We start from the raw sequence: 25,726 nt of genomic DNA on the forward strand, positions 1-25,726 counted from the left end.
GTTCAATTAATTTATTCAGTATATGACAAGGATGTCAGTATGCGATTACGGTTAATTGCTTTTTTATTGTGTTGTTCGTTTTGTAGCTCTTGCGCTTATCAGGTTGTACCTCCTTCCTCGCCACCTCTTTCTGAATCCAAAAGATTATCGCTCGCACAAGCCCACCTATTGTTGGGGCAGTGGGCGCTCGCGAAGAATCAATTGGATCGAATAGCGGAACCTCTTCAAGAACGAGATTATTGGCGGTTATTAAGTTTGTATTGGCTGAGTGTTGAGCGATATAAAGACGCATTGTTGGTGCACGAAATGGCATTGGAAAAATACCCGGAAGACGATTTTATTTGGAACAACTATGGTGTTTTGTTGGGGCTGAAAGATCGTTGGAAAGACGCGTGTGAGGCTTTTCAAACAGCGGATGAAAATGGCTTCACTAAGCGTCAATCGGTACAAATTAATCTTTCTCGATGTGCAATACGTCAGAATCACGTAAATTTGGCGGGAATCTATCTAAAACAGGCAAAAGAAATTGCGGAATTGCCTCTGATTGGTTTGATGACAGAGCTCAATCTTGTTTTAATACAGGGTAGTAATGACAAAGCTCGCTTAATTTTTAATAATATCCAGGCTGATAAAAAAATTGCCCGAGGATCGGTGCATTTTGATGAATACAATTGTCTGTCGTGGCATTTAACTGCACGCGAGACTGACCCTACACTGTATTCATCTGCGAGTAATTTTACATGCCTGAATGGCTCAAGGTATTGACATGACAACTGAAATTCAAACGGATGCTTCTGTAAGTAAAACGAGTACAGATACAATTAACATTGGTAAGAGATTAAAAGCGAAAAGACTAGAGCTAGAGTTTGATGAAAGACATGTTGCTACAGCGCTAAAAATTCCAATTGATCAAGTGCGTGCGCTTGAGGCCAACGAGTTTCAATATTTCCGTTCTGTAACATTTGCCCGCGGTTTTCTTAAGAGCTATTGCCGACTTCTAGAAATAGACCATTCTGAAATGCTTCATGCATTTGATAGTGAGCGGGAAGGGGCTGAGTCAACGATTAAGCCAGTAGATAAAGTCAACAAACAGACACATCTTGGTGATCCCATTGTCATCTTTACCTCCATTGTTATTGTTGCGGTTCTGATTTTTCTCGTTTTCTGGTGGCCATCTCAGCCAAATAAGGTTGACGAAGGCAGCGATATAAATAATGAAGTTACGGCGCAGGTAGAGATAGAGACACCGAAAGCGGCACCAGTTGAACCTGTTGTCAATGACGTCTTAAATGAATCTGCTCCTGTGTCGAGTTCAGAGAAAACGATTGCTAAAAAAGTAGTCTCGGAAAAAGCGGTAACAAGTAAGGTCACGAAAAGCGAAAAAACGCTTACGAATGGTGGCGTTGTGACAGGGCTTTCTGCGGAAACGATGGCCATTTTAGAAGAGGCAGGTGTTAGTCCTGAAGAAGTGGTAAGAGCAACGGCAGAGGTTCCAGCAGAGCCTGTTGTTATCCCTCAGGCACCTTCGTATTCTAATGATGTTGAAATTGCTTTTGATCAAGATTGCTGGACTGAAGTTCGTGATGGATCCGGTAAGATTTTATTTTCAGGGGTGAAACCTTCAGGTAGTACATTAGCGCTAACCGGCAATGCGCCATATCGTGTTGTGTTGGGCTATGCCAAAGGTGTGTCATCTTTGAAATACAAAGGTGAAGACTTCGACTTTTCTTCTTTTACACGTAAAGATTTGGCTCGTTTTGAGCTCAAGTAGAGAATCTTATGCATTTTGAATCACCTATTAAACGCCGTCACTCTCGTCAAATTATGGTTGGGAATGTGCCGGTTGGCGGTGGTGCGCCGATCAGTGTTCAAAGTATGACGAACACTGAAACTTGTGATGTGGATGCGACAGTCGCTCAAATTCGTGCTATCGCCGATGCTGGTGCGGATATTGTTCGTGTTTCTATTCCTTCTATGGATGCGGCCGAAGCCTTTAAAAAAATTCGTCAGCAAATAGATACGCCACTGGTTGCTGATATCCATTTCGATTACAAGATTGCGTTAAAAGTGGCGGAATATGGCGTTGATTGCTTACGAATTAACCCAGGTAATATCGGTAATAAAGATCGTGTTCGTGCTGTCGTCGATTGTGCGCGTGATAAAAATATTCCGATACGAATTGGTGTAAATGCGGGCTCTTTGGAAAAAGATCTGCAGAAAAAATACGGTGAGCCAACACCAGATGCACTGGTTGAGTCTGCTTTTCGTCAAATTCAATATTTTGATGAGTTGGACTTTCATGAGTATAAGCTGAGTTTGAAAGCATCTGATATTTTCATGACCGTTGAGGCATATCGAAAAATTGCCAGCCAAATTGATAATCCATTGCATCTTGGAATTACAGAAGCCGGCGGTTTACGCTCAGGCACCGTCAAATCGTCAATTGGCCTTGGTTTGTTATTGATGGATGGTATTGGCGATACACTTCGCGTGTCATTAGCTGCAGACCCAGTCCAAGAAATTAAAGTCGGTTGGGATATGTTGCGCAGTTTGAAACTGCGAAATCGAGGCATTAACTTTATTGCCTGCCCAAGTTGTTCTCGACAGAATTTTGACGTTATTAAAACCATGAATGAGCTAGAAGAGCGTCTTGAAGACATTGTGGTTCCAATGGATGTTGCTGTTATCGGTTGTATTGTAAACGGCCCGGGTGAAGCAAAAGAAGCTGACATTGGACTTGCTGGTGGTTCGCCAAATAACTTGATTTACCAAGACGGTAAGCCGAACAGCAAGACGAAAAATGAAACACTCGTTGATGATTTAGAAAAAATGATTCGTGATAAAGCGTCCGTCAAAGAACGGGAATTGGCCAATATCATCGCAAAAAATTAAGGATCCATTGTGGCTCGTAAAATTCAAGCGATTAGGGGGATGAATGACATCTTGCCTGATCAGTCTTCTGTTTGGTTATACCTTGAAAAAACAGTAGCAGACGTTGTTAAGTCTTATGGATATCAACAAATCCGTTTTCCTATTGTTGAAAATACGGATTTGTTTAAACGCGGTGTGGGCGAAACAACCGATATCGTTGAAAAAGAAATGTATACCTTTGATGATCGTAATGGTGAATCGTTGACGTTGCGCCCTGAAGGGACGGCAAGCTGTGTTCGTGCAGCCGATCAAGCTGGGTTGTTGTTTAACCAAACGCAGCGCCTGTGGTACACGGGCCCCATGTTTCGTTATGAGCGCCCGCAAAAAGGCCGTTATCGTCAATTTCATCAAATCGGTGTTGAAGCATTTGGTATGGGTTCTGCTGATATTGATGCGGAATTGATTACATTATCGGCTCGACTATGGAAAAAGCTTGGTCTTTTAGAGCATGTCGAGTTGCAGTTGAATACCATAGGTTTGGCTTCCGAGCGCGAAGCGTTTAAAGCCGCTTTGGTTGAATATTTGACAGGGTTTAAAGACCAACTTGATGAAGATAGCCAGCGCCGCTTGGTGTCTAATCCATTACGGATATTGGATTCAAAAGATGAATCTACACAATCTGTTCTAAAAAATGCCCCTAATCTTGAAGACTTTATTGGTGAAGAGTCACAAGCGCACTTTGAGCGCCTACAAGCTATATTGAAAGCCAATAATGTGCCTTATGTGATTAACCATCGCTTAGTTCGTGGCTTGGATTATTACGGAAAAACAGTTTTCGAATGGGTAACATCGCATCTTGGTTCACAGGCCACTATCTGTGCGGGTGGGCGATATGATGGTTTGGTTGAGCAGTTAGGTGGTAAAGCAACGCCTGCCGTTGGTTTTGCGATGGGAATTGAACGTTTGGTTCTACTCCTTGAGACCCTGAGCTTAATTCCCGATACCGCAAAGTTCTCGACCGATGTGTTTATTATTAGCATGGGCGACGACGCTGAAATTGCGTCATTTGTTTTGGCAGAAAGTATCCGTGAAATTGACTTAGGTCGCGTGGTTTTGCGTCACTGTGGTGGCGGTAACTTTAAAAATCAAATGAAAAAAGCAGATAAATCAGAGGCTCGTTTCACGATGATTTTAGGACAGGATGAAATTGACAGCGGCGTGTGTCAAATCAAAGATATGTCAACAGGTGAACAGCATACTTGTTTACTGGCAGATGCCCCGACATACATTAATGAAAAACTATAATTGTATTTAATATAGAGCCGCTTTATTAAACGATTAAGCGCTATCTTGAACGAGGAAGTAACCGTGTCTGAATTGAAGACTGAAGAAGAACAAATCGAAGCGTTTAAAGCGTGGTGGAAAAAGAATGGCACAATGTTAGTGGTTGCCATAGCGGTCGCTGTCGGTGGTTATTTTGGCTGGCAAGCTTGGAAAAACAGCCAAGCGAACTACACAAGTGAGGCATCGGCACTTTATCAAAACCTAGTTCAAGCTGCAGCCGATTTAAGTGATGAAAATAATCAAAAAACAGTGACGTTTATTTCTAAGCAACTGGTTGATGATTATGGAGATACCGGTTATGCGGTATTCGGTCAATTATTTTTGGCTCGAGTGGATGCTGAAAATGGTCAGTATGATGAGGCAATTAACGCATTAGACATCGCTATTTCTAAAACTCAAGATGCTTCTTTTGTTGCAATCGCCAATTTGCGAGTGGCTCGTTTATTGCTTCAAAAACAAGATTATACTGCTGCAATGGCGCGTGCAGAAAAAGTGTCTGAAGAGGAATTTGCTGCGCAGCAGCAGGAACTAATAGGTGATATTTTATTATCACAAGGTAAGCGTGACGATGCTCGTGTTGCTTACCAGAAGGCCAGTGAAGCGTTGGGTGTTGGTGTGAACCATCCTTTGCTTGATATTAAACTTAAGGATTTGGTGAAAGGGTAACTATGAGTAAGTTTCTTTTTCTCGTTGTATTGTTTGCCTCTTTAGTGGTTCAGGGTTGTTCTAATGCGCGTCCTGATTTACCAGGGCTTCCGTCGATAGAAAGTAAGGTCAAGCTTAAGACTGCGTGGCGATCGAGTGTAGATGGAAACTTTGGTGAGTCTAGTGAGCGTTTTAATCTTGTTGCAGAAGATGGATCTTTGTTCTTTGTAACGGATAAAGGCACGGCTTACGAGCTTGGTCAGGAAAAGGGCAAGAAAAAAGCGTCTTTCACCACTGATTATAAGCCAAGTGCGGGCGTCACTCGTCATGGCGATGTTTTGTACTTTGGAACATACGATGCTCAGTTCGTTGCTGTTTCACTAGCGACGCAATCGGTATTGTGGGAAAAAACGTTGAGTTCTGAAGTCTTGGCTGAAGCCTCTTATGCTGCAGGCAAGTTAGCGATTCAGACGGCAGATGGCTGGTTGAGTATTCTCGATTCAGAAACCGGTGATACATTGTGGCGAGCCAAAGAAGATTTGCCATCGCTAACTGTACGTGGTACAAGCGCTCCCATTATTGCAGATGGTAAAGTCGTTGCAGGATTTGCAGACGGCAAACTGAAAGCATTCTCTCTACAGAGTGGTAACTTACTTTGGTCTTACGATGTTGGTAAACCAGAAGGTCGTTACGAAATTGAGCGATTAAGCGATATCGACGGCCGTTTAGTGGTTGATAACGGTGTGGTTTATGCGGTTGCTTACAATGGTACGCTTGTCGCACTTTCTATCGAAAATGGCCGACCACTATGGCAACGCAGTATTTCTAGCTCTGTTGGGGTCGCCATCAAAGGTGAGTTATTAGTAGCTGTTGATATGAAGAGTAAGGTGATTGCTCTGAATGCCAAAAACGGCGCTGAAGTTTGGGAAAATACAGATCTTGTTGAGCGAGATTTGATTTCTCCTGAATTTTTCCGAGATTATGTCGCTGTGATGGATCGCGGTGGTTATGTTCATTTGCTTGATGTAATAACAGGCGAAGTTGCAGGACATATAATAGCTGACAATGATGTCCCACCGGGTAGTCGCATGGTGGCGATCGACAAGAAATTGTTTATTCTTACGCCGAACTCTAATGTGACGGCATTGAGCTATTGAAATCAATCTTGATTTCATTTTAGCGATTTTTAAAGAGGCTGCCATTCCTTAAATAGGGATGGTGGCCACTTTGTATTTTTATAGGTAAAAAAATGATTCCAGTTATTGCATTGGTAGGTAGACCCAATGTTGGCAAGTCCACTCTCTTCAATCAATTGACGAGATCTCGTGATGCTTTGGTTGCCGATTACCCAGGCCTAACTCGTGACCGTAAATACGGCGATGGTAAGCTTGGTGAGCATGAATTCATTGTTATTGATACTGGTGGTATTAGTGGTGATGAGCAGGGTATTGATGAAAAAATGGCGCGCCAGTCTTTGTTGGCGATAGAAGAAGCAGACGCTGTATTGTTTCTTGTTGATGGTCGTCATGGCTTAAACCCTGCCGATGAAATGATTGCGAATCATTTGCGTCGTTCCAATAAGCAAGTGTCTCTTGTGGTCAATAAAACCGACGGTATTAATGAAGATATTGCCTTGGCAGACTTTTATTCGTTAGGTTTTGGTGAGTTGCATCCAATTGCGGCCTCTCACGGTAAGGGCGTACACATCTTAATTGATAAAGTGATGTTGCCGTTTGCTGAACGAGTGGAAGAAGCTAAAAGTCAAATTAGTTTGGAATCCCGCGGTATTCGTATTGGTGTGGTGGGTCGTCCGAATGTAGGCAAGTCAACCTTGGTTAACCGAATGCTAGGGGAAGATCGTGTTGTGGTTTATGACATGCCTGGCACTACTCGTGACAGTGTTTATATTCCTTATATTCGTCATGACAAAGAATACACCTTAATTGATACGGCGGGTGTTCGTCGCCGTAAGCATGTGAAGGAAGCGGTTGAAAAATTCTCTATCGTTAAAACCTTGCAGGCGATTCAAGATGCAAACGTCGTAATTGTAGTTATCGACTCCCATGAGGACTTGGTAGAGCAAGATCTGCATATGATTGGTTATGTTCTCGATGCTGGTCGTGGTGTTGTATTGGCGATTAACAAATGGGATGGACTTCAAAAAGATGAGCGCGAGCACATTAAAAGTGAAGTCGAGCGCCGTTTGGGTTTTGTGCCTTATGCGAAAGTGCACTATATTTCTGCTTTACATGGCACGGGTGTAGGCGATTTATACGATACGATCGAAAGCACATATGAGTCTTGTTATGCGAAATGGTCAACAAACCGTTTGACGCGTATTTTGGAAGATTCTGTGGCAGAGCATCAGCCGCCAATGGTGAACAGCCGTCGTATTAAATTGCGATATGCGCACCAAGGTGGATCAAATCCGCCACGTATTGTGGTTCATGGTAATCAGACGGATTCTATTCCAGGAAGTTATAAACGCTACCTTGAGAATAAATTTAGAACCGTGCTCAACATTACTGGCACGCCGATAATTTTCGAATTTAAGTCCTCTGATAACCCTTACGCACCGAAGAAATAACCCCTAATTTTTAGCGTTTTTTCACAGAATCCAAGCGTCTTTATTATATAAAGACCCTTGGATTTTTTTTGTTAAAAATACACATTAAATTACTATCTTATTACGCAGATAGTGGTTAATGTCGCGTCCATGGCATTAAGGAAAAAACCGCATAAGCTTAGGCCTATACACACTTTTTCTTGGCTTTTTTTAAGTACTCTTACCCAGAGTGCTTTCTCTTTATTGCTAAAAGGACATGATATGAAAATTGCAATTCTTTCTCGTAATCCACGACTTTACTCTACCCGTCGATTGGTTGAGGCTGGTGAAAAACTGGGTCACCAAATCGATGTAATTGACACTATGCATTGCTATATGGACATCACAAGTAGCAATCCAGTAGTTCGTTACGACGGTAAGCCGCTTCCTAAATATGACGCCGTTATTCCACGTATTGGCGCGTCAGTGACTTTTTATGGAACCGCTGTTGTTCGTCAGTTTGAAATGATGGGCACATACAGCATTAACGAATCTGTTGCGATCAGCCGTTCGCGAGATAAGCTAAGATCGTTACAGCTAATGTCTCGCAAAGGATTAGGTTTGCCAAAAACGGGTTTCGCAAACCACCCTGATAAAATCAGTGATTTACTTAAAAATGTTGGCGGTGCGCCAGTGGTTATTAAACTTCTTGAGGGCACTCAAGGTATTGGTGTGGTATTGGCTGAGTCTAATAAAACCGCTGAATCTATCATTGAAGCTTTCATGGGCTTGAAGGCTAATATTTTGGTTCAAGAATACATAAAAGAAGCTGGCGGCGCGGATATTCGTTGTTTGGTTGTTGGTGGAAAAGTCATTGCTGCCATGAAGCGACAAGGTGCCGAAGGTGAATTCCGTTCGAACCTTCACCGTGGTGGTACAGCGTCTTTGGTTAAGTTGTCTCCTGAAGAGCGACGCACTGCTGTGGAAGCCGCGAAAGCGATGGGCTTAAACATGTGTGGCGTGGATATTTTAAGATCCAATAACGGTCCATTGATTATGGAAGTGAACTCTTCTCCGGGTCTGGAAGGTATTGAAACGGCTACTGGTAAAGATGTTGCTGCAATGATTATTGAGCACATTGAAAAATCAGCGCTTTCAGCGGGTGCTAATACGAAGACAAAAGGAAAGGGTTAATGGCAAAAGATACATTAACGATTGGAGGGATCGATATTCCTTTGGGCGGCACAGCACGTATTGAACTGCCAATGGTGAAGTTGTATACAGATACAAACATGTCGATGCCCGTTTTCGTTAAGCGTGGTAAGCGATCAGGGCCAACGCTATTTATTAGTGCAGCGATTCATGGTGATGAGCTCAATGGTATTGAAATAATCAGTCGTATTATTCAAAGTAAATACCTTGAAAACATCAAAGGAACATTGATCGCTGTGCCCATTGTAAATGGTTATGGTGTTTTGAGTCAGAGCCGTTATTTACCTGACCGTCGTGATTTGAATCGCTCTTTCCCGGGGTCAAAGCGTGGCTCGTTGGCAGGGCGTGTTGCCGATCGCTTCTTGAGTGAAATTGTCTCTAAGGCGAATTACGGTATAGACCTTCATACTGGGAGCTTGCATCGTACGAACCTACCTCAGGTTAGGGCGAATCTTGATGACCCAGAGATTTTAGCGATCGCGAAAGCGTTTGGTGTCCCTGTTGTTCTAAACTCAAACCTTCGTGACGGCTCTTTGCGCGAGTGTGCAGATGACGCTGGTGCTAAGGTTATTCTGTATGAAGCAGGTGAAGCGTTGCGCTTTGACGAGCTGTCTATACGGGCTGGCGTCCAAGGGGTTGTGGGTGTCATGAGGCACTTGGGAATGATCCCTAAATCAAGAAGTAAAAAGCCGGTTAAAGACCCACGAATTGCAAGAAGCAGCAGCTGGGTTCGAGCAACAGACAGCGGCTTTACGACGCACATTAAGGAATTGGGCGATTTGGTTGAAAGTGGCGATGTCTTGGCCGAAATCAAGGATCCATATGGCGATATTTTGGATAAGGTTCTTTGTAAGAATGGCGGCATCATCATCGGAAAACAGAATATACCCTTAGTTCAAGAGGGTGATGCTATGTACCACATAGCACACTTTTTATCGCCTGATGAAGTGGCTGAAGATGTTGAGATAAGGCACGGAGAACTCATGGACAGTGAGGACTCATCAGTCTTGATTGACTAATTTAGGTTCGGTTTAACGAATGTATAATTGGTTATAAATGACATGCAATAAGTTCAAAATGAGTAATGATAGTGTCATTTACTTGTTGCGTGTCGTTTTTTCACTTTTTTTTCACTAAAATCCCCTCCTCAAATGTAGGGGCTTTCCATGTTTATTCTTCGCGCTTTTTTTTACCTTTTTCTGGTTGCTGGTGTTGCTCAATTAATTTCGTTGGAAGGATACCAACAGCTTGTAGCGGCTGACTACAACGAGCACTCTCTCACTGAGCATCTGCAAGATTTAATGTCATTCTTGAGCTGTATGCTGTTTCTCTATGCGGCACGATCCAATGAAAAGTTAAACATTGCCTCTACTTTGTTGGCGGCTCTGATGGCGATGATGTTTGTACGTGAGTCTGATTCATTATTGGACACCTATGTCTTTGATGGGGCTTGGCAAACCGTGGTAGGCGTTATTTTTATGAGTGTCCTGTTGTTCTTATGGGGGCGGTTTTCTGCCATTTATGTGTCTCTGAAAGCCTACTCTGAGCAACCAAGTTTTGGTACTTTTTTGGCTGGTTTTATTACGATATTGGCGTTTTCTCGATTAATGGGAAGAGGCTCTTTTTGGCAGGCGGTTATGGGGGATTCTTATATGCGTGTTGTAAAGAATATTGTAGAAGAGGGTATTGAAACGCTTGGTTATACTTTGATACTCATCTCGGCAATAGAACTTGCTCTTGCTTGTCGCCGATACAATAAAGTAAAAAAGCATGCTTAATATGTAGCGGTTTAAAGAGATAAAAAAAACGGGTTATGTTTTTCAACATAACCCGTTTTTTTATCTTAAATTTAATGCTGTACTTAGCGAGCTTTAATTTTTGTTTTACGTCGTTTCGCTGGATTGGCCGTTTCGCCAGTGTTACGACTGCTTGCTGGTTTGGCGCCATGAGAATTTTTACGACGTGCTTTTTCAGCCGCTGCATTTTTTTCCATGGTTGGCCTGTTCGACGTATGCGATGCGCCAGTAGCTTGTCCCGGTTTGGCTTTTTGAGGACGACGATGGGTTTGTTTGTCTTTGTCCTCAGCGGGTACCAGCTTATGATCGCCGTGACCAATAAGGTCAGTACGACCCATTTTCACCAAGATGTTACGTAAGTCTTGCCAATTACTTGGATCGTGATAACGCAAGAAGCCTTTTTGTACTGTGCGCTGCTTAGCGTCTTTTGGTGTGTATACGTCTTCACTCTTGTACGTGACAGGCTTTAACGGGTTCTTGCCTGAATGATACATGGCGGTTGCCAAGGACATAGGGGAAGGATAAAACGTCTGTACTTGATCAGGTTTAAAGTCGTTGGTTTTCAACCACACAGCAAGATTCAGCATGTCTTCATCAGAGCTGCCTGGATGGGCGGCGATAAAGTAAGGAATCAAATGCTGTTTTTTACCGGCTTCTTTAGAGTATTTATCGAACATGCGTTTGAAACGGTCATAAGTACCCATGCCTGGTTTCATCATTTTCGATAAAGTGTCTTTCTCCGAGTGTTCAGGCGCAATTTTCAGTAAGCCGCCAACGTGATGCGTCACCAGTTCGCGCACATATTCAGGGTCTTCTACCGCAAGGTCGTAACGTAAGCCGGAAGCGATGGAAACCGTATGAATGCCTTCTACGGCGCGTGTTTTACGATACAGCTGAGTGGTCGGGCTGTGGTCTGTGTTTAAGTTGGAACAAATGGTTGGATAAACACACGACAGTTTACGGCAAGAAGCTTGAACCTCATCGTCGTTACAATTCAAGGTGTACATGTTTGACGTTGGTCCACCAAGGTCTGATATGTGTCCGGTGAAGCCGGGAACCTTGTCTTTTATGTCTTCAATTTCTTTTAAAATAGACTCATGTGAGCGAGATTGGATAACACGGCCTTCGTGTTCGGTGATTGAACAGAAAGTACATCCACCAAAACAACCACGCATGATGTTGATCGACGTCTTGATCATGTCATACGCAGGGATGCGTGCTTTTTTGTATTTCGGATGCGGCACGCGAGCATAGGGTAAATCGAACACGCCATCCATCTCAGGTGTTTCCAATGGAATTGGTGGTGGGTTAACCCAAATCTCTTTTTTACCGTGTTTTTGAATCAGTGCGCGTGCGTTATGAGGGTTGGATTCAAGGTGCAAAATACGTGATGTGTGCGCATACAACACGGGGTCTTTTGATACTTTTTCGAAAGAAGGAAGGCGAATATAGGTTTTTTCAGGATCAAGCTTTTCCCCACGACGAAGTGGGGCTGGAATCACGCGAATAGGCATGACGTCAGATTCTTCTCCGTCTTTGGTTTGGCACTTTCCTTCCGGAATGTATTCATAAGGGCTGTAAATTTGATCTACTTTGCCTGGCCAATCGACCCGTGTTGAATCGATTTCAGTGAAGCCGCCTGGCGGAGAATTACGAACGATGGTCGTACCACGAATGTCGGTGAGTTCGTCTAGGGTTTTACCCATGGCCATTTGATGCGTCACTTCAATCATGGCGCGCTCAGCATTGCCATAAAGTAAAATGTCTGCCGTTGAGTCTATCAACACGGAACGGCGAACTTCGTCGCTCCAATAGTCATACTGTGCAATACGTCGAAGGCTGGCTTCGATGCCGCCAATCATCACAGGGACATCATGAAATGCTTCTTTACAGCGTTGGGAATACACAATCACAGCACGATCTGGGCGTTTTCCACCCACACCATAAGGCGTGTAGGCGTCGTCATTACGCACCTTTAAATCCGCGGTGTAGCGGTTGATTAAGGAGTCCATGTTTCCTGCGGTAATACCGAAGTACAGGTTAGGACGACCAAGTCGCATGAAATCTTCTGTGTTTCGCCAATCTGGTTGGTCAATGATACCGACACGATACCCTTTCGATTCTAATAACCGACCCAATACCGCCATACCAAAACTTGGGTGATCTACATACGCATCACCCGATACAATGATGACATCACAACTGTCCCAGCCAAGCGCGTCCATCTCTTCTCTCGTTGTCGGAAGAAAAGGGGATATGCCGTAACACTCAGCCCAATACAATGGGTACGAAAAGAGTTGTTTGGCGGTTTTATGTCGTTTGATCATTGTCTACTCTTGGTATCGAGAATAATGGCGGCGTTGAATTGGCCGCTATTATGGGGATACATGGATTATCGGTGAAAAATTGTGCCGTATTATCCCAGAAAAAGACTAGGGTAGACAGTCTATTCGAATGCCCTGTGCCTTTATTATCTAAGGTTGAAGCCGCCAGACACTTTCTTCAAAAATGCTATGACCTTGCTCTTTGTATTGCGGATTGGTCAGCGCTAAATTTTCAGAGGCAATTTTCTGAATATCAACGCCCCATAATAATGGAATGCTTTGTTCTTCAATAGAGAAAGGCGGGCATTGTTTGTCGCCATCGTAATGCAATGAAATTAAGAGAATGCACGCCGTAGCCGTCAGTCGATTGAGTGTGTGAGTCACGTAATCGGCGCGCCTTGATTCTGGCATGGCGACCATAGCGGCTCGATCATAACAAGCATCAAACTCGGTTTCGCTGAACTGAAAATAGTCGCCTTCGACAATGCGCAAAGGTAAACCATGAACGGTGTGGATTTTTAATTCGCCTTCTTGGTGCGTGTCATAGGCTAAATCGTTATCGCCAAGAAACTGAATGACCGCCAAAGAGGAAATCTCGACGCCAGTTACACGGTATCCTTGTTCCGCTAACCAAATCATGTCGTTAGATTTACCACATAAAGGCACAAGTATATGGCTGCCTTTTGGCAATATTGGCCAAAACTCAATGAGCTTTGGGTTAACGCCTTCTTGATGGAAACCAATGCGTCCGTTCTTCCAGCGATCCAACCAAAATTCATTTGTAATCACGAGCACCTCGTTAAAATAGGTTTGTTTAATTTCGATGTGTAATGTCTTATTCTAAGTGGAATAATCGGTAGAGGGCAAAAGCCAGTATAGCTGTCTACTCGTATTTTTCACTGCCACTTTGGTCTATTTTACAAATTGCAGTGTTTCATTTTTTTGTATGGAAATATTATGTCTTTAGATCTTGCTCCAGATCACATTAAACTGGCCGTCGACTTAATAGAGTTGCTCGAAAGCCACGACATTGACCCCAATGTCGCAGTGGACGCACTCACCATTGTGTTGCGTGATTTCCAAGAGAAGCAAAATAAGTGCAAAGAAATAGACTCAGAAATACGGAAATAGTTTCCCGAGCGTGATTCAAAATCACTGTGTTTAATGGCTCGTCCAATGGAATGAAATAAAAATAAGAGGTTCTTCCTATGCAATTGATTGCTGTTGTTGCTCCGTTACTTGTCGCTTTGCTCCACCTTTATATTATGTACATTGAAATGTTTCTTTGGGACAAACCAAAGGGAATGAAAACGTTTGGATTGAAGCCTGACTTTGCAAAAGAAACCAAAGTGTTGGCGGCTAACCAAGGTTTATACAATGGCTTTCTGGCGGCGGGTTTGTTGTGGGGGTTGTGGCTTGGTGTCGACGGGATTCATATCACGATATTCTTTTTGCTGTGCGTTATTGTGGCTGGCATTTACGGTGCCATTACGGCGAATAAAAGAATCCTTTTTGTGCAAGCGGTTCCAGGGTTGATTGCTCTGATTGCGTTTATATTGGCGGCTTAACAAATACATCAAGAGGGCGAAGAGGATGTCGGTAAAAGAAAATATGCAGCTGATGGCATCGTATAATCAGTGGATGAATCAAGCGATTTACAAGGCCGTTGCTGAGTTGAGCCATGACGATCTGGTTGAAGATAAAGGCGCATTTTTTGGCTCTGTACTCGGTACACTTAACCATAACCTTGCTGCAGATGTTATATGGTTGAAACGCTTTGCAGATCATTTTACAGAGCTTTCTAGCCTAGATTTTGTTCGAACGCTAGAACGACCAGCAATGCTTAATACTCAGTTGTTTGATGATCTACCCTTACTACAAAGTCAGCGATTTAAGCTAGATCAGTTGATTATAGCTATGATGAATGAGGTAACAGATGAGATGTTGTCATCGGCCTTAATGTATAAAAACATGAAGGGGATCGAGTACTCGCAAAGGTTTGGTTTCACTTTGCAGCACTTTTTTAATCATCAGACACATCATAGAGGTCAGATAACCACCTTACTTTTCCAAATGGGGATTGATGTTGGTGCGACCGATTTGATAACCAGCATTCCACGCATGGAATTGTTATAGTGCGCATATATTTTATCTAGAAAGAGTTCCTATTTTGCACACACTTGACCAACTTAACCGTGGAGAGTTGAAGGGCGTTGTTCGCCTACAGTTATCCGAAAATTTAACTACTTTTCCAGAGGCCATTTTTGATCTCGCTGACAGCCTAGAAATTTTAGATTTGTCTAATAACCATTTAAGCGAATTGCCTGCTGATTTGTTTCGTCTGAAAAAGCTTCGTATTCTTTTTTGCTCTAATAACCGCTTTATTAAATTGCCCGAGGCATTGAGTCAATGTCCGAAATTAGAAATGATTGGTTTTAAAAGCAATCAGATTTCGAGTGTTTCCTCTGAGTCATTACCAACCTTGACGCGTTGGCTGATCCTTACTGACAATCACATTGAAAGACTTCCGGATGATTTCGGTCGATTAGTTCGCTTACAAAAGCTGGCGTTAGCTGGAAATCGTTTAACGTCATTGCCTGATTCCATCGAGAATTGTCAAAAACTAGAATTGATCCGCTTGTCGGCCAACCAGCTTGATGTTTTTCCAGATGTTTTGTTGTGTTTGCCGCGTTTGGCTTGGTTAGCGTTCTCTGGTAATCCATTTTGTGCTGAGCGTGATTCTCATCATGAATTTAAAACGGTTCAGTTTCGTGATTTGGAATTGCAGCACGTATTGGGGCAAGGAGCGTCGGGTGTGATTTCTCGAGCCATTTGGCATCATAATGAATTCGACTTTCCAGAGACGGTGGCCATAAAAGTATTTAAAGGCGAGGTGACCAGCGATGGTTATCCAGAAGATGAGCTTGATGCTTGCTTAGCGGTGGGGAACCATGAAAACCTGGTTAAGCCACTCGCAAAAATAACAGAGTCAGATTGTTCCGCTTTGGTGATGGGGTTGATTCCACCGCATTACACAAACCTAGGTCTGCCACCGAGTTTGGTGTCTTGTACGCGAGATACGTTTTCTGAAGATCTTTCGTTTTCTGTTGAAAAAATAGCGCGAATTATCGATCAAGTTGATTGTTTGGTTGCGCATTTTTGTGAGCAAAAAGTCAGTCATGGTGACCTTTATGCACACAATACCTTGATCAGTGAAGCAGGGCATGTGCTGTTTGGTGACTTTGGCGCGGCATCAAAGTATGGCAACTTATCGAGTCAACAGCAGCAGGGAATTGAGCGAATAGAGCAGCGTGCTCTTGGTTTCTTTATAGATGACATGCTTGGCCTTTGTCTGCAACAGGATAAAGATAATTTGACTTATAAAACGCTTAATTCTCGTCGTTTTAGCTGATTTTCGTACTCTGTTTGTTTCTAGAGTAAACAAAAAAATGCCCGTTTTTCCTAGCGAAAAGCGGGCATTTTCAATTCTGAATGGATGGTTTACGCGAGTGCTTTGGCGCTTTCTGTCAATCGAATGGATTGGTCGCACGCGTTCGCAAGCTCAACGCCTTTCTTAATGAAATGACGGCTAAAGTATTCTTTGTGCTCATCATGTTCATGGAAATTATGAGGTGTCAAAACCGCGGTTAAAACAGGAACTTCTGTTTCTAGCTGAACCTGCATTAATGCGTTACAAACCGCTTGCGCGACGAAGTCGTGACGGTAAATTCCGCCATCAACAACCAACGCGGTGCCAGCGATAGCAGAATAAAGCCCACTTTTTGCAAGCAGCTTTGCTTGCAGTGGAATTTCATAACCACCGGGTACAGGAATAACGTCAATTAATGCGGCATCGTAGCCACGAGAAATTAATTCTTTTTTAAAGCTTTCCACACAATTTAGAACGATGTCTTCGTGCCAAGAAGCATGAAGTATCGCAATACGTTTTGTGGATGGTGTGAAATCAATGTGATTCGTTGAGCTCTGATTCATTGTAAAATCCTATAAATATAAGGTGAATCAGGGCGAACGGGCAGGCAAATACACCATAAAATATGGCATACCTTAAATAAGACGTCGTAAAAATACGACACCATTAGAGGTCTTGTCTGACGCGCTCTCTATCATCCGGACTGTAACCGTCGGCTCTGGAGTCACACCAGATCTGCTGACCCTAAAAGAAAGACTTCCATTAGGCGCTCGCGGGCTTAGAAATAGATTCCTTACCGCCGGTGGGGAATTTCACCCCGCCCCGAGAACGAAGTCGGATAAATCCGACAGGGGGAATATACTTGCTTTTGTAATCGCCTGTCAAAGCGAGCTTTGTCTTGAAATGAGGGATCTTTGTGCAAGCTTTCCTTAATCTAAGCAAGTTAGAGATATTGTGTTGTTTCTGGTAACAAAAAGTAACAATAACTGTGCTTACTGAGTGGAGCTGTTTCACTGGCTTGATATAAGATATAGCGTCAAAATTGTGTTGTTTATCGTATTTTTTTGAAACGTAAACAGATTGGAAAGTGGTTTGAAATGGAATGGAGTCTCAGATAGTGCGTATTCAAAAGTGTTTTTTACGGAATGTATTTTCAGGTTTTGCTGTGCTGAGCCTGGTTGCCTGTAGTTCAGTGAATCAAGACGCGGCTTTGGACGATAAAGTTTATGAAGTAGACAATGTCGAGCAAACCAATTCCGCTGTTTATCGTTGTGATAACACCCCAGTAAATATCTACTTTCATGCTGAGCAAGCTCAATTGTCTTGGCACGACAAAACGTATGTGCTTACTCATGCCGTCAGTGCATCTGGTGTATTCTATTTAGGTGAAGAGCTGTCTTTTTGGATTCATGGTGACGATGCGGAATTAGAGTTCAATGGCATGGAAAAAAGTCACTGCCACCTACTGCGTGTTGAGTCTTAGCCTTTTCTACCTGAACACCACTCATTTTAAATAGTGGTGTTTTCATCCCGTCAAATTTGCAATCCGTGTACAATGGCGTCATTCGCGCATTGTGGCGCTTGATTTGATTGTAGAGATGACATGAGCAAGTTATTTGTAATGGGCATGGGGCCTGGCGATTTAGGTTTGGTGGCACCCAACGCGACCAAAGCACTGGCGGTATGCAGCGACTGGGTGGCTTACGGTTACTATCTGGATTTACTGGGCGAATTAAGTGAAGGAAAAACCTTTCATAACCTTCCTCTCGGTGAAGAAATTGGTCGCGCACGCCTAGCGTTAACTTTAGCGGCACAAGGCAAAGAAACTGCGTTAATCTCCAGTGGCGATATCGGTATTTATGCCATGGCGACCTTGGTCTTTGAATTGCTTGATTTGCAATTACAGGGCAAAGAAAATCATCCGGAATGGCTCGATGTCGACATTGAAGTCATTCCCGGTATTTCGGCGATGCAAGCTGGCGCGAGCCGTGTCGGCGCGATGCTTGGCCACGATTTCTGTACTATTTCCCTTTCTGACTTACTCACCCCGTGGGAAACCATCGATAAGCGTCTTCATGCTTGTGGCGCGGGCGATTTTGTCGTGTCCTTTTATAATCCCGTATCGAAAAAACGTGACTGGCAACTTAACCACGCCCGTGATGTCCTATTGCAATATCGTCCTGCTAGCACACCGGTCATGATTGGCCGTCAACTAACGCGACCAGAAGAAGACATTACCTTTACGACGTTGGGTGAATTAAACGCAAAAGACGTCGATATGTTTACCATGGTGAGCGTTGGGAACTCCGACACCAAACACATTGTAAATGGTGAAAAAGAGTGGATTTACACACCTCGCGGTTACTCTAAAAAGCTATAAGCCTTCATGGGCAAGTCTTCAAAAACATGATTAAGAGAACGATATGACTGTTTATTTTATTGGCGCAGGGCCAGGTGATCCAGATTTGATGACGATCAAAGCGGTCAAAACGATGGCGCGTTGCCCCGTTGTTTTGTATGCCGGTTCTTTGATCCCGACTCAAGTGATCGACAGCGTGCGTGATTCTGCCGAAGCGATTTACGACACCGCTGAAATGAATCTAGATGAAACCACCGCAGTGATCGAAAAGGCCGCTAAAGAAGGCAAAGACGTCGCGCGTTTACAGTGTGGTGACCCTGCGTTATACGGTGCGATTGGCGAACAAATACGTCGAATCGAAGCGTTAGGCATCGATTACGAAGTGATTCCTGGTGTCAGTGCGGTTGCGGCCTCGGCGGCGATGCTGAAGAAAGAACTGACGTTGTCTGGTGTTTCCCAAACCGTGATCATGACGCGTTATGAAGGGAAAACCCCGTTCCCTGAGCGAGAGCGTTTACCGGCATTAGCGGAAAGTGGTGCGACGTTGGCGATTCATCTTGGCGTTACTCGCATTCATAAAATTGTCGAAGAACTGATTCCCCATTACGGTGAAAATTGCCCCGTGGCAGTGTGCTATCGCACCAGTTGGCCAGATCAAGATTATGTGGTCGGCACCTTGGCGGACATCGTCGCTAAAGTCAGAGAGAAAAAGTTCACTCGCACCAGTTTGATTTTGGTCGGTAAAGTCTTAGACACAGATGACTTTGCGGATTCCTATTTATACGATAAAAGCCAAGCGCACATCTTTCGTCCGATACACAAACCTAAAAAGCAGGATTAATCATGCAACTTAATAAGATACCAACAACGATCGTGACGGGCTTTTTAGGAAGCGGTAAAACCACCTTACTTTCTAATGTATTAAAGCAAGCCGCAGGAAAGCGCATCGCCGTCATTGTGAACGAATTTGGCGAGCTAGATATCGACTCTGATCTATTGCGCTCTTGCCCATTGGATTGTCCAGAAGGCGAAGAAAGTAGCCAACGCAGTGACGATGGTTTTTACGAATTGGCCAATGGTTGTATTTGCTGCACAGTAGAAGAAGAGTTTTTACCCGTGATGGAACAGCTCGTGGCTCGTCGTGGCGATATCGATCATATTTTGATTGAAACCAGTGGTTTGGCGTTGCCTAAACCGTTAGTACAAGCCTTCAACTGGCCGGGAATAAAAGAATATTGCACGGTAGACGCTGTGATTACCGTGGTGGATGGCGAGGCCGTTGCCGCAGGGCGTTTTGCGCACGACGAAGAGAAAGTTCAAGCGCAGCGTGAAGCGGATGAAAGCCTTGATCACGACCCAAGTTTGCAAGAATTACTCGACGATCAGTTGAGTGCTGCTGACTTAGTGGTTGTAACGAAAAATGATTTATTAGACGAAGCCGCGCGCGCTCGAGTGCAAGCCATCATTGCCCATGAAGTACCTAGCACCGTGAAAACAGTCTACATAGAAAATGGTGAAGCCGCTCTGGATGTTCTTCTTGGCATCGATGCCGCAACAGAAAGTCGTATTGACGACGTGCATAATCACCACGATCATCACCATGCTCACGGCGCTCATCACGATCATGCTCATGATCACTTTGATTCGTTCGTTGTGACGCTCGGTGAAGTGCAATCGGATCTTTTGCAAGAAACACTTTCTCAGTTGGTTGAAGAGCACAATATCTTTCGTGTGAAGGGCTTTGCCGCTGTACACGGTAAACCGATGCGTCAGGTTTTTCAGGTTGTTGGTACTCGTTTGGATCGTTATTTCGATCGTTTATGGGCCGCCGATGAAATTCGTAAAACCCAATTGGTCTTTATCGGAAAAGGTATTTCGCAGCCGCAAATCGAAGGCATTTTGAACGATGCGTTGAGCGCCTAATTTCTGAGCCAATTGAGAGAGGAGAAATAAGTGCATTTGCTGGCGGCCAAACCAGGGGGATTTGTTGACGATGAAGGCATTGTCGATCTAGGACAAACCCCTGCAGACATTGTAATTTTGGCCGCGGCGGATTCTGTATTAGGCGCGTTAGGCAGCGCACTTGATCAGTTGTTTTCTTCTCGCCATTGCTCCCATGATGCTTCTCTGGAAGTTAGTGACAGCAACCGATTACCGAGTGTTCGTCTTGCTAATTGGATGCAGTTGGCAAAACCAGCGGCTTATGATTTGTACGAACATAAGGTGCTAGAACACGCTAAGGTGGTGGTCGTTTCTTTACTGGGTGGCGAGCATTATTGGTCGTACGGTTTTCAGCAGTTGCAAGCCTGGTCGAAAGCCAAAAAAGGCCGTACGTTAATCGTCGTGCCTGGCGATGACACACCGGATCCGGCTTTGATGAGCGCGTCTAATTGCGATATGGAAGATGCCCACAGAGTATGGCGCTATTTTCGTGAAAGCGGTCAGCGAAACAGTGAGCAATTTTTTCGATTTCTTGCCGCGCAATTTTTTCAAAAAAATATCGAATGGCAAGAACCCGCCCCGTTGCCCAGCGCGCTTATTTACTTTCCAGGCAATAAATCAAATCAACGTCAGGCTTCTAGTTTAAGTGAATGGCAAGCGCATTATCAGACGGCGCTGTCTTATTCAGCGGATGCAAAGGCTCAACCTGTTGTGCTGGTGGTGTTTTACCGTTCGCATTTACAAAGTGGCAATACCGCCATGTTCGATGGCTTGTTAGACATCATCGAACAAGAAGGTCTTGTTCCTTTGGCCGTTGCTGTAAGTTCCTTAAAAGACGATGTGTCAGTGGGCTTGATCGAATCCCTTGCGGAGCAAACGAACGCCAGTGTGATATTGAACACCACAGGCTTCGCTGCGAACCGAGTCGGCAGCCCAGACCTCGCGTCTGAGCCAACCGATTTTCAGTCGGCTTTTACTTCCCCCATTCCTGTTTTACAGCTTATTTTATCGGGCAGTACGCAAGACGACTGGCAAGAACAGACACAAGGATTACGCAGCCGAGATGTGGCGATGCAAATCGTCTTGCCAGAAATGGACGGTCGAATCATTACTCGCGCAGTCAGTTTTAAAGCCCTCAGTCATTACAACGAAGTCGCGCAAGTGGATTTGGTGCGTTACGAACTTCACCCAGAACGGGCTCGATTTGTGGCGCAATTGGCGAAGCGTTATGTCAATTTAGCGAGTAAGCCGAATGCTGAAAAGCGCATCGCATTTGTATTGGCCAACTACCCAACCAAAGACGGCCGAATTGGCAACGGCGTAGGCTTGGACACACCCGCGTCGACGGTGAATTTACTCAAAGCGCTAAAAAATGCAGGTTACCCAATTAGCGATATTCCCGAGCACGGCAACGCATTAATTGAGGCGTTATTGGGGGCGGTGACAAACAACCCAAATACCTTACATGAGCGTGGCTGCTGGCAAAGTCTCGCCTTAGAAGACTATCTTGAACATTTCTATCAGTTACCGTTGGAATGCCAGAATGCGGTTTGGGATCGTTGGGGGCCGCCAGAAGACGATCATAAATGCCGAGAACAAGGCGGTCAGCGACGCATCATGCTGGCGGGCATTCGTCTTGGCGAAACCTTCATTGGTATTCAGCCGGCACGCGGGTTTAATCTCGACCTTGCGGCGAACTATCACGATCCTGATTTGATTCCGCCACACAGTTATTTGGCGTTCTACTTTTGGCTGCGCCATGTTTATCAAGTTGATGCTTTTGTACACGTTGGCAAACATGGCAACCTTGAATGGTTACCGGGCAAAGGCACGGCGTTGTCGGAGTCTTGCTGGCCCGACATTGCGCTTGGGCCAATGCCGAATTTTTACCCTTTTATTGTTAATGATCCGGGTGAAGGCGCACAAGCCAAGCGCCGAACGCAGGCGACCATTATTGATCATCTTATGCCGCCAATGACGCGAGCCGAAACTTACGGTGATATGGCCGATTTGGAAAACCTAGTCGACGAATATTATCAAGCCATGGGCATGGATGTGCGTCGCGAAACGTGGTTGCGTGAGCAAATTCTCAAAAAAGTCCAAGAATCCCATTTGTTAGAAGAGCTCACTGGTGTTGAAGTCAGTAATGATGATTCTGTGCTAGAAGGATTAGACACCTATTTGTGCGAAATCAAAGAAGCGCAAATTCGCCACGGCTTACATCGTCTTGGGGAATTACCAGAAGACGACAAACTGGCCGATACGCTGGTGGCCTTGCTGCGTTTACCTCGTGGTAGCGAGACATCAAGCCAAGGTATTTTGCATGCCTTGGTGAAAGACTTTGGATTGAAGCAAGATGACTTTGACCCGATGCAAAGTGTTCGAACAGCTTGGCTTGGAATCAAACCTGAGCCGTTAGCCTTGGTGAGCGAGGTGGACTGGCGAACCCATGCGGACACCAAAGAACGGCTCGAATTATTCGCCAAAAGCATGGCGCAGACGTATTTGATTCAAAGTCATTCTACGGCTGAATTGGCTAAGGCGTTTCCGCAAACGGCGGTGCTTTTGTCTCACGCTAAAAAGACCTTGATGCTGGCGTTGGAAAAAAGTGCAGAAGATGAGATTCAAGCATTGCTAATCGGTTTGGCGGGCGGCTTTATTCCACCGGGACCGAGTGGTGCGCCAACTCGTGGACGTTTGGATACCTTGCCCACTGGTCGCAATTTCTTCTCGGTGGATAATCGGGCGATTCCATCGCCTGCTGCGTGGGCGATTGGACAACAATCTGCTGACGCGTTGATCCAGCGCCACTTGCAAGAACACGGCGATTATCCAAAAGATTTGGGCCTGTCTGTGTGGGGCACCGCGACCATGCGAACCGGTGGCGATGACATTGCGCAAGCGTTTGCCTTGATGGGCGTTCGACCTATTTGGGCACCGGGCTCGAACCGAGTGACGGACTTTGAAATACTGTCTTGCATGCAGTTGGGTCGTCCTCGGGTTGATGTGACGTTGCGTGTATCGGGGTTTTTCCGGGATGCGTTTGCCAATGTAATGCGGCTTTATGACGCGGCGGTACAAGCCATTGCGGACTACGCTGAACCGGGAAATGGCAATACGATTCGTGCAAATGTCCAAGCGAGAAAACACACCTTGCTTGAGCAAGGAATGGACGAAGAGCAGGCCAGTCGTCAAGCGTCCTATCGCGTGTTTGGCAGCAAACCCGGTGCGTACGGAGCAGGCTTACAAGGTTTAATCGATGAACGTTGTTGGGACACCAAGGCTGATTTGGCCGAAGCATATGTTAATTGGGGTGGTTACGCCTACGATGGCAATACGTATAACGGCGAGCAAGATGGTGTTGAAGCGAAAACAGCTTTTATAGAGCGTTTGTCAAAACTGGATGCAGTGGTGCAAAACCAAGACAATCGCGAGCACGATATTTTAGACTCGGACGATTATTATCAGTTCCAAGGCGGCATGACCAATGCTGTTACTGAGTTTAGTGGGCAAGCGCCGAGTGTGTATCATAGCGATCATTCGAACCCGAGTTCACCGAAAATTCGCACGCTGAAAGAAGAGTTGAATCGCGTAATTCGCTCACGGGTTTTGAATCCAAAATGGATCGACGCTATGCAAGAGCATGGTTACAAAGGGGCGTTTGAAATGACCGCCACGATTGATTATTTGTTTGCTTATGATGCGACGACGGACTTGGTCGCCGATTATCAGTACGAACAGGTGACAGATCGTTTGTTACTTGACCCAGACAATCAGGCCTTTATGCGCGATAATAACCCTCACGCGTTGGAAGAAATGGGCGAGCGCCTGTTAGAGGCGATTCAACGAGGAATGTGGCAAAATGCCGAGACGCACCGAGCGCAAATTCAATCCTTGTTGCTTGATTTAGATCAGCAACAAGAACAAGGTCAGTAATCTACCATCAGTGATTGAGACACAGAAAACTTGGGCAGAAGTTTTTTGATCATTTAGTGAATGACGGACGACAGTCAGAGTCGACAAAAAGAGAGAAACAATGAGCAATACAAAAGCAGCCAAAAAACAGGGCATTATGATTTGTGGTCACGGAAGCCGTGACAAAGACGCAGAGCGTGAGTTTGGTTTAGTGGCGAAAGGGTTAAAAGAGCGTTTTCCTGAACTGCCTGTTGAATATGGTTTTCTAGAATTTTCGGCCCCTAATATACACATGGGCTTAAACAGTTTATTGAGCCAAGGTGTGGAAGAAATCTACGCGGTTCCTGGTATGCTGTTCGCGGCAACCCACGCTAAAAATGACATTCCTTCTGTGCTGACCACGTACGAAGAAAAAAACTCAGGCTTACACATTACGTATGGCCGAGAGTTAGGTTTGCAGGACGACATGATCGATGCTTTTCAAGCGCGCATCTACGAATCGCTTGGACTTGATCCTGCTAACCCACCAGAAAACCTCTATGACACGCTGTTGGTTGTCGTCGGTCGTGGTACGTCGGACACATCGGCCAATGCCGAAGCCGCAAAATTGACGCGTATCGTTAGTGAAAACATGGGTTTTGGGTGGTCGGATACCGTGTATTCTGGCGTGACTTATCCGTCGGTGGGCGTGGGATTAGAAAACCTCATGAAGTTGGGGTACAAGCGCATTGTTGTTGCGCCGTATTTCTTATTCACGGGCCGATTGATTAAGCGTATTCAAGGTTATGTCGATAAAGTCGCACAAGCGAATCCTACGATTGAGTTTATTCAAACGCCGTATTTGAGCGATCACCCACGTGTGATCGATGCCTTTCAGCACCGTGTAGAAGAGATCATGCAGGGCGAATTGCAAACGGGCGAAGAAACCCTGATGAGTTCGTTCAAGCGTCGTCTGGCGGCGGGCGAAGTGGATGTACATCATCATCATGCGGAATTTGTTGATCCACAAGACGATACGCAAGGATTGTCTGACTTTGACCTCAAACACGCGGTCGTGTCGACAGGCGATGCTTCTCACTCTTCCGTTTTGAAACCGCATGCACATGATCATGGGCATTCTCACAGCCACAATCATGCACATGGGCACTCGCATGACCATTCCCATGGGCATAGTCATGGTGTTTACAAGCATATTGGTCACCCAATGGGGCCAAGAACCATGATTGGCGAAGGCATTTGTTGTTGTTTCATGGGGCAGTTTACCGATGAGATTTTAGAAGAAGAAAAATCGAAGATCGAAGGGGATTGCACAAAAACCGCCTTTGCTCATCGAAAATAAACAAT

The 25,726-nt window shown here is 44.8% G+C and carries 23 protein-coding genes and 1 riboswitch; of the genes, 20 read left to right on the plus strand and 3 right to left on the minus strand.

Going from position 1 to position 25,726, the window contains the following annotated elements; all coding sequences use genetic code 11:
* Positions 1–39 precede the first annotated feature (39 nt).
* From D104_RS19260 to D104_RS19305, 10 genes are all read left to right on the plus strand, one after another.
* Positions 40–765 (plus strand): hypothetical protein, encoded by a 726-nt coding sequence (locus D104_RS19260; RefSeq protein WP_024022241.1) that lies wholly within the window; start codon positions 40–42, stop codon positions 763–765.
* Between the two features lies 1 nt (position 766).
* Entirely contained in the window at positions 767–1,771 is a 1,005-nt protein-coding gene (locus D104_RS19265) for a RodZ domain-containing protein (RefSeq protein ID WP_024022242.1), read from the plus strand.
* A gap of 8 nt (positions 1,772–1,779) precedes the next feature.
* A complete protein-coding gene (ispG, locus tag D104_RS19270; protein ID WP_024022243.1) occupies positions 1,780–2,892 on the plus strand; it encodes a flavodoxin-dependent (E)-4-hydroxy-3-methylbut-2-enyl-diphosphate synthase in 1,113 nt (370 codons plus the stop codon).
* 9 nt (positions 2,893–2,901) lie between these two features.
* Positions 2,902–4,176, plus strand: coding sequence for a histidine--tRNA ligase (hisS, locus tag D104_RS19275; protein ID WP_024022244.1), 1,275 nt, complete (start codon positions 2,902–2,904; stop codon positions 4,174–4,176).
* A gap of 63 nt (positions 4,177–4,239) precedes the next feature.
* Positions 4,240–4,881 (plus strand): YfgM family protein, encoded by a 642-nt coding sequence (locus D104_RS19280; protein WP_024022245.1) that lies wholly within the window; start codon positions 4,240–4,242, stop codon positions 4,879–4,881.
* A gap of 2 nt (positions 4,882–4,883) precedes the next feature.
* A complete protein-coding gene (gene bamB, locus D104_RS19285; RefSeq protein ID WP_024022246.1) occupies positions 4,884–6,017 on the plus strand; it encodes an outer membrane protein assembly factor BamB in 1,134 nt (377 codons plus the stop codon).
* Between the two features lie 92 nt (positions 6,018–6,109).
* On the plus strand, positions 6,110–7,447 hold the full coding sequence (gene der / locus D104_RS19290) for a ribosome biogenesis GTPase Der (protein WP_024022247.1): 1,338 nt from the start codon (positions 6,110–6,112) through the stop codon (positions 7,445–7,447).
* A 240-nt stretch (positions 7,448–7,687) separates the two neighbouring features.
* Positions 7,688–8,599, plus strand: coding sequence for a 30S ribosomal protein S6--L-glutamate ligase (rimK, locus tag D104_RS19295; RefSeq protein ID WP_024022248.1), 912 nt, complete (start codon positions 7,688–7,690; stop codon positions 8,597–8,599).
* Positions 8,599–9,636 carry a succinylglutamate desuccinylase/aspartoacylase family protein gene (locus D104_RS19300; RefSeq protein ID WP_024022249.1) on the plus strand — a complete coding sequence of 346 codons (1,038 nt, stop codon included), beginning with the start codon at positions 8,599–8,601 and terminating at the stop codon, positions 9,634–9,636. The genes rimK and D104_RS19300 overlap by 1 nt, the downstream gene beginning before the upstream one ends.
* Before the next feature lie 147 nt (positions 9,637–9,783).
* The gene (locus D104_RS19305) at positions 9,784–10,395 is read left to right on the plus strand and encodes a hypothetical protein (protein WP_024022250.1); all 612 of its coding nucleotides are present in this window, start codon (positions 9,784–9,786) and stop codon (positions 10,393–10,395) included.
* Positions 10,396–10,478: 83 nt separating this feature from the next.
* On the opposite strand, the gene D104_RS19310 is transcribed toward D104_RS19305, so the two are convergent.
* A complete protein-coding gene (locus tag D104_RS19310; RefSeq protein WP_024022251.1) occupies positions 10,479–12,740 on the minus strand; it encodes a YgiQ family radical SAM protein in 2,262 nt (753 codons plus the stop codon).
* A 147-nt stretch (positions 12,741–12,887) separates the two neighbouring features.
* On the minus strand, positions 12,888–13,526 hold the full coding sequence (locus tag D104_RS19315; protein ID WP_024022252.1) for a class I SAM-dependent methyltransferase: 639 nt from the start codon (positions 13,524–13,526) through the stop codon (positions 12,888–12,890).
* 168 nt (positions 13,527–13,694) lie between these two features.
* On the opposite strand from D104_RS19315, the gene D104_RS37090 reads away from it, so the two are divergent.
* The 4 genes from D104_RS37090 to D104_RS19330 all read left to right on the plus strand — a co-directional run bounded on the left by D104_RS37090 (position 13,695) and on the right by D104_RS19330 (position 16,149).
* Entirely contained in the window at positions 13,695–13,868 is a 174-nt protein-coding gene (locus tag D104_RS37090) for a YbaM family protein (protein WP_024022253.1), read from the plus strand.
* Between the two features lie 77 nt (positions 13,869–13,945).
* On the plus strand, positions 13,946–14,305 hold the full coding sequence (locus tag D104_RS19320) for a DUF1304 domain-containing protein (protein WP_024022254.1): 360 nt from the start codon (positions 13,946–13,948) through the stop codon (positions 14,303–14,305).
* 25 nt (positions 14,306–14,330) lie between these two features.
* Complete coding sequence (locus tag D104_RS19325; RefSeq protein WP_024022255.1) at positions 14,331–14,873, plus strand: DinB family protein; 543 nt, start codon at positions 14,331–14,333, stop codon at positions 14,871–14,873.
* Between the two features lie 34 nt (positions 14,874–14,907).
* Positions 14,908–16,149, plus strand: a complete 1,242-nt coding sequence (locus tag D104_RS19330; protein ID WP_024022256.1) for a leucine-rich repeat-containing protein kinase family protein — start codon at positions 14,908–14,910, stop codon at positions 16,147–16,149.
* Positions 16,150–16,238: 89 nt separating this feature from the next.
* Here the strand turns inward: D104_RS19330 and D104_RS19335 are convergent, their stop codons facing one another.
* Positions 16,239–16,730, minus strand: a complete 492-nt coding sequence (locus tag D104_RS19335; protein ID WP_024022257.1) for a 6,7-dimethyl-8-ribityllumazine synthase — start codon at positions 16,728–16,730, stop codon at positions 16,239–16,241.
* Positions 16,731–16,849: 119 nt separating this feature from the next.
* Positions 16,850–17,001: riboswitch (FMN riboswitch) on the minus strand.
* A gap of 283 nt (positions 17,002–17,284) precedes the next feature.
* Between D104_RS19335 and D104_RS36915 the strand changes: the two genes are divergently transcribed.
* From D104_RS36915 to D104_RS19360, 6 genes are all read left to right on the plus strand, one after another.
* Positions 17,285–17,650 carry an MliC family protein gene (locus tag D104_RS36915; protein WP_024022258.1) on the plus strand — a complete coding sequence of 122 codons (366 nt, stop codon included), beginning with the start codon at positions 17,285–17,287 and terminating at the stop codon, positions 17,648–17,650.
* 120 nt (positions 17,651–17,770) lie between these two features.
* Positions 17,771–18,547: a precorrin-3B C(17)-methyltransferase gene (gene cobJ / locus D104_RS19340; RefSeq protein WP_024022259.1), complete on the plus strand. Its 777-nt coding sequence runs from the start codon at positions 17,771–17,773 to the stop codon at positions 18,545–18,547.
* A gap of 43 nt (positions 18,548–18,590) precedes the next feature.
* Positions 18,591–19,367 (plus strand): precorrin-4 C(11)-methyltransferase, encoded by a 777-nt coding sequence (gene cobM, locus D104_RS19345; protein ID WP_024022260.1) that lies wholly within the window; start codon positions 18,591–18,593, stop codon positions 19,365–19,367.
* Between the two features lie 2 nt (positions 19,368–19,369).
* The gene (cobW, locus tag D104_RS19350) at positions 19,370–20,449 is read left to right on the plus strand and encodes a cobalamin biosynthesis protein CobW (protein WP_024022261.1); all 1,080 of its coding nucleotides are present in this window, start codon (positions 19,370–19,372) and stop codon (positions 20,447–20,449) included.
* Between the two features lie 30 nt (positions 20,450–20,479).
* Complete coding sequence (cobN, locus tag D104_RS19355; protein ID WP_024022262.1) at positions 20,480–24,403, plus strand: cobaltochelatase subunit CobN; 3,924 nt, start codon at positions 20,480–20,482, stop codon at positions 24,401–24,403.
* Positions 24,404–24,503: 100 nt separating this feature from the next.
* A complete protein-coding gene (locus D104_RS19360; protein ID WP_024022263.1) occupies positions 24,504–25,721 on the plus strand; it encodes a sirohydrochlorin chelatase in 1,218 nt (405 codons plus the stop codon).
* The last annotated feature ends 5 nt before the right edge of the window (positions 25,722–25,726 follow it).

The organism is Marinomonas profundimaris (genome assembly GCF_000508165.1).
Classification (GTDB): Bacteria; Pseudomonadota; Gammaproteobacteria; order Pseudomonadales; family Marinomonadaceae; genus Marinomonas; species Marinomonas profundimaris.

What these genes read in the sequence shown, in the direction of transcription:
- D104_RS19260 (WP_024022241.1), top strand. Translation starts at nt 40, where the DNA reads ATGCGATTACGGTTAATTGCTTTTTTATTGTGTTGTTCGTTTTGTAGC.
- D104_RS19265 (WP_024022242.1), top strand. Translation starts at nt 767, where the DNA reads ATGACAACTGAAATTCAAACGGATGCTTCTGTAAGTAAAACGAGTACA.
- ispG (WP_024022243.1), top strand. Translation starts at nt 1,780, where the DNA reads ATGCATTTTGAATCACCTATTAAACGCCGTCACTCTCGTCAAATTATG.
- bamB (WP_024022246.1), top strand. Translation starts at nt 4,884, where the DNA reads ATGAGTAAGTTTCTTTTTCTCGTTGTATTGTTTGCCTCTTTAGTGGTT.
- der (WP_024022247.1), top strand. Translation starts at nt 6,110, where the DNA reads ATGATTCCAGTTATTGCATTGGTAGGTAGACCCAATGTTGGCAAGTCC.
- rimK (WP_024022248.1), top strand. Translation starts at nt 7,688, where the DNA reads ATGAAAATTGCAATTCTTTCTCGTAATCCACGACTTTACTCTACCCGT.
- D104_RS19300 (WP_024022249.1), top strand. Translation starts at nt 8,599, where the DNA reads ATGGCAAAAGATACATTAACGATTGGAGGGATCGATATTCCTTTGGGC.
- D104_RS19305 (WP_024022250.1), top strand. Translation starts at nt 9,784, where the DNA reads ATGTTTATTCTTCGCGCTTTTTTTTACCTTTTTCTGGTTGCTGGTGTT.
- D104_RS19310 (WP_024022251.1), bottom strand. Translation starts at nt 12,740, where the DNA reads ATGATCAAACGACATAAAACCGCCAAACAACTCTTTTCGTACCCATTG.
- D104_RS37090 (WP_024022253.1), top strand. Translation starts at nt 13,695, where the DNA reads ATGTCTTTAGATCTTGCTCCAGATCACATTAAACTGGCCGTCGACTTA.
- D104_RS19320 (WP_024022254.1), top strand. Translation starts at nt 13,946, where the DNA reads ATGCAATTGATTGCTGTTGTTGCTCCGTTACTTGTCGCTTTGCTCCAC.
- D104_RS19325 (WP_024022255.1), top strand. Translation starts at nt 14,331, where the DNA reads ATGTCGGTAAAAGAAAATATGCAGCTGATGGCATCGTATAATCAGTGG.
- D104_RS19335 (WP_024022257.1), bottom strand. Translation starts at nt 16,730, where the DNA reads ATGAATCAGAGCTCAACGAATCACATTGATTTCACACCATCCACAAAA.
- cobJ (WP_024022259.1), top strand. Translation starts at nt 17,771, where the DNA reads ATGAGCAAGTTATTTGTAATGGGCATGGGGCCTGGCGATTTAGGTTTG.
- cobM (WP_024022260.1), top strand. Translation starts at nt 18,591, where the DNA reads ATGACTGTTTATTTTATTGGCGCAGGGCCAGGTGATCCAGATTTGATG.
- cobW (WP_024022261.1), top strand. Translation starts at nt 19,370, where the DNA reads ATGCAACTTAATAAGATACCAACAACGATCGTGACGGGCTTTTTAGGA.
- D104_RS19360 (WP_024022263.1), top strand. Translation starts at nt 24,504, where the DNA reads ATGAGCAATACAAAAGCAGCCAAAAAACAGGGCATTATGATTTGTGGT.